The organism is Oleiphilus sp. HI0086 (assembly GCF_001635225.1).
The window spans coordinates 1-983 of record NZ_LWFZ01000255.1; the positions used below are offsets into that span (position 1 = coordinate 1).

Sequence of the window (983 nt, forward strand, 5' to 3'; positions counted from 1 at the left end):
AGCAGATTGTTGGCGTTTAGCGCCTTATCGTTATAAATTTCGAGGGTGCGGGCAAATACTTGAGCTGGAAGCGCCCACCGCTTGCCTTCAAACTTATATCTGACCTGAGCATCGAGATATATGCACCAGGCAAAGAGCAGTAAGGCCAAAACACTTAGTATCTTCAAGCTAGTTGGGCGAAGAAGGAGAGGGCGCTTGTGCCTGAAATTGGCGGAGTTAGTCATTTCGCGTCAAGTACTTATTGTTGCAGAAGCTGCTAGGGGCTGAAAGAGCTAGTGTATCAGAGCCAAGCGGAATGTGTGAGGCTTAATACGATAAGACTAAAAGTGCGTCTGAGGCTTACTTTGGATCGACGAAAGCTTTTTCGAAACATAAGTGTAAGCGTGTTCAAATTCTTGCTTTGAGAAGTTTTGATGCTTTACTTTCTTGAGTTCTAGGTCAGTCAGTGTGAGGTGAAGTGTGGGGGTGACTTGAACTTTGTTAAGGCATTGTTTTACACAATGCAAAGCACAGCCATCTAGGGCCAGGATCGGTCGCTCTGATTTCGCTTGTCTAACTAATGATTTAACCTGTCCGCCAACGCCTGCTATACAAGACATTTCAGCTTGTCCTACACGGTTCAATTCTAGGGCTAATTGATTGGTAAGCTGGGCGACATTAGAGCAGCCAGAGCATGAGTACACGATAGGCTGCTGTTCTCTATGATTCATCTTTTACTATCAATATCAGTGAGTGCCAGAACTGTTAGGCGCGAGCAAAGAGTAGATTGTTTTCAATCGAGATATGACTTTGCAAATCTTCGATAAATTCAGAAATTAAGGCATAAAGCCTTGTCCAGGTATTACAAGCGTCTTCTGGTAATGTCAGCTGGTTCGTTAGCTCTGATAGCTGGGAGATTGCACCAGCATGTTCATCGTGCTCATGACGCATCACCGAGATAGGGCCCTGAGCCATTGCTCCCATTCCTTGTTCCAGCATAGGGA

2 protein-coding genes are annotated in these 983 nt (G+C 45.3%); both read right to left on the reverse strand.

What is annotated here, in order from left to right; all coding sequences use genetic code 11:
• Positions 1 to 320 precede the first annotated feature (320 nt).
• Positions 321 to 710, reverse strand: coding sequence for a putative zinc-binding protein (locus A3756_RS03345; protein WP_068552927.1), 390 nt, complete (start codon positions 708 to 710; stop codon positions 321 to 323).
• Positions 711 to 744: 34 nt separating this feature from the next.
• A partial coding sequence (locus tag A3756_RS03350; protein ID WP_197481136.1) for a hemerythrin domain-containing protein occupies positions 745 to 983 on the reverse strand: 239 nt, incomplete at its 5' end.